The 2,639-nt window shown below is 47.7% G+C and carries 3 protein-coding genes; all 3 read left to right on the top strand.

Translation table 11 applies throughout. The features are described from left to right. Positions 1 to 606, top strand: a 606-nt coding sequence (locus ACH2DQ_RS02755; protein WP_395025486.1) for a methionine gamma-lyase family protein, incomplete at its 5' end; no start/stop codon positions are given. A 24-nt stretch (positions 607 to 630) separates the two neighbouring features. Continuing rightward, on the top strand, positions 631 to 1,869 hold the full coding sequence (locus ACH2DQ_RS02750) for an NAD(P)/FAD-dependent oxidoreductase (protein WP_394911282.1): 1,239 nt from the start codon (positions 631 to 633) through the stop codon (positions 1,867 to 1,869). A gap of 67 nt (positions 1,870 to 1,936) precedes the next feature. Further along, positions 1,937 to 2,639 (top strand): NAD(P)/FAD-dependent oxidoreductase (locus ACH2DQ_RS02745; RefSeq protein ID WP_395025484.1); only part of this gene is annotated, 703 nt, incomplete at its 3' end.

Genomic DNA, 2,639 nt, shown 5'->3' with positions numbered 1-2,639 from the left:
GGAGCGGATATGGTCGTAGGATCTCTGATTAAGAACCCGGGCGGAGGACTGGCTCCCATAGGCGGATACATTGCAGGTACCGAAAAATGTATCGAAAATGCTTCTTACCGTCTGACCTCTCCGGGTCTTGGCAGGGAAGTAGGCGCAACATTAGGCATAATGCAGTCCTTTTACCAGGGTCTTTTCCTGGCACCAACCGTAGTTGGCGGAGCATTAAAGGGTGCCATTTTTGCTGCCAATGTTTATGAAAAACTGGGATTTAAGGTCGTACCTAATGGTCAGGAAAGCCGGCATGATATCATCCAGGCAGTAGAATTTGGTTTCCCTGAGGGCGTCATTGCTTTTTGTGAAGGCATTCAGGCTGCCGCACCGGTAGACAGCTATGTGACACCAGAGCCCTGGGCTATGCCGGGATATGACAGTGATGTCATTATGGCTGCCGGAGCATTTATTCAGGGATCCTCCATTGAATTGAGTGCAGATGGACCGATTAAACCGCCTTACGCTGTTTATTTCCAGGGCGGACTTACCTGGCAGCACGCCAAACTGGGCATCTTAAAATCCCTTCAGCGGCTGATCGAGAAGGACTTAGTAAAACTTCCGTAAGCGGAAGATAGGAGTGAACGTATCATGAAAAAGGTTTTCGTCATCGGTGCCGGCGCTTCCGGTCTGATTGCAGCCATTACAGCTGCCAGAAACGGCGCTTCCGTCACCATACTGGAAGGGATGGAAAAACCAGGCAAAAAACTGCTGACAACCGGGAACGGGAAATGTAATCTTACCAATACCGCCATGTCAGATCCAAATGTCTTCCGTTCCAATACCCCGGAATTTGTCAGCCATATTCTAAAACAGTTCAGCGTATCGGATACCCTGGCATTTTTTGAAGATCTGGGACTTCTGCTAAAAGACCGGGGCGGCTATATATACCCTTATGTAGAACAGGCATCTGCTGTTTTAGACCTTCTGTTAATGGAAGTAAAAAGGCTTTCCATAAAACTGAAATGCCTGGAGAAAGTAAAAGGGCTGTATTATGCTAAGGGAAACTGGCAGATCGAAACGGATAGCTGGACCTATTCGGCTGATGCTGTTATCTTAAGTGCCGGTTCCAAAGCGGCACCCGTTACCGGTTCCGATGGAAGCGGCTATGATCTGGCAGCGATGGCAGGTCACAGGATTATTCCCCCGCTGCCTGCCCTGGTTCCGCTAAAGGTAAAAGGGGACTGGTATAAAAGCCTCGCCGGGGTACGCAGTCAATCCTGTCTGACTCTTTATGTGGAACAAGCCCCCATCATGACTGAATCCGGCGAATTACAGTGGACCGATTACGGCATTTCCGGAATCGTAGTATTCCAGCTCAGCCGTTTTGCAGTCAAAGCCCTGTCAGCAAACAAAAATGTCCAGGTCAGTGTGGATTTGATGCCGGATTACCAGACAGAAGAACTGATAGATATATTAAAAAACCGCGCTCTGCAATATCCCAAACGAACAGTAGAAGAGATTCTCACCGGTCTGTTAAACAAGAAAATCATTAACGTGATGCTAAAAAAGTCCAAAATAAAAAATACGAAGCCTGCAGATGCTGTTACGACAGATGAAATCAAGTCACTTACCGGCTCTATTAAAAGCAGTATGGCTGAGATCAGCGGTTTTCGGGATTTTTCCCAGGCACAGGTATGCTCCGGCGGGGTTTCCGTACAGGAAGTAGACAATACCAGTCTGGAATCTAAAATCACCCCCGGTCTTTTTCTAGCCGGAGAAATCCTGGATATTGACGGTGCCTGCGGAGGATACAATCTGCAGTGGGCATGGTCCAGCGGTTACACAGCAGGTCTGCACAGCACCTGTAATCATGAAACAGTAAATTAAGGTAAACGAGCGTGTATTTAAAATTGATTTCCTGTCAGTTTGCACCACGCTCTATAGGAGGATATGAATGATTAGGATTCCGCAGATAAAATTACAGCCGGAACATACAAAAGAAGACCTGGCGCGGGCCGTCTGCAGAGAACTGAAAATAAAGGAAGCAGATCTGAAAAGTTTCCATATTGTAAAACGTTCCATAGATGCACGCAAGAAACCGGATATCAAATACAGCTATACCATAGATGCTGAGGTGGAAAAAGAGCATGTGGTCTTAAAAAAATGCAAAAACAGCCAGATTGTGAAATCCGCACCTGTTTCTTATCAAATTCCGTCCAGCGGAGAAGAAGCATTAAAGGACCGCCCGGTTATTGTGGGTATGGGTCCTGCCGGATTGTTCTGCGGTCTGCTCCTTGCAAAGTGCGGCTACCGTCCTCTGATCTTGGAACGGGGCGAAGACGTGGACGCACGCTCTAAGACAGTGGAAAGCTTCTGGAAAGGAAATCCCTTAAAACTTTCTTCCAACGTCCAGTTCGGAGAGGGCGGCGCCGGTACTTTTTCAGATGGAAAACTAAATACCATGGTTAAAGATCCGAAAGGGCGGGGACGCTATGTACTGGAAACATTTGTGGAGGCAGGTGCTGACAGCTCCATTTTGTATCTGAACAAACCCCATATTGGAACGGATGTCCTTCGGGCTGTAGTAAAAAATATGCGGCTGGAGATACAGCGTCTGGGCGGAGAGGTACGTTTTGAAAGCCAGATGACGGATCTGC

This window comes from Robinsoniella sp., from assembly GCF_034124845.1.
This window is presented reverse-complemented; position numbering and strand designations above follow the sequence as displayed.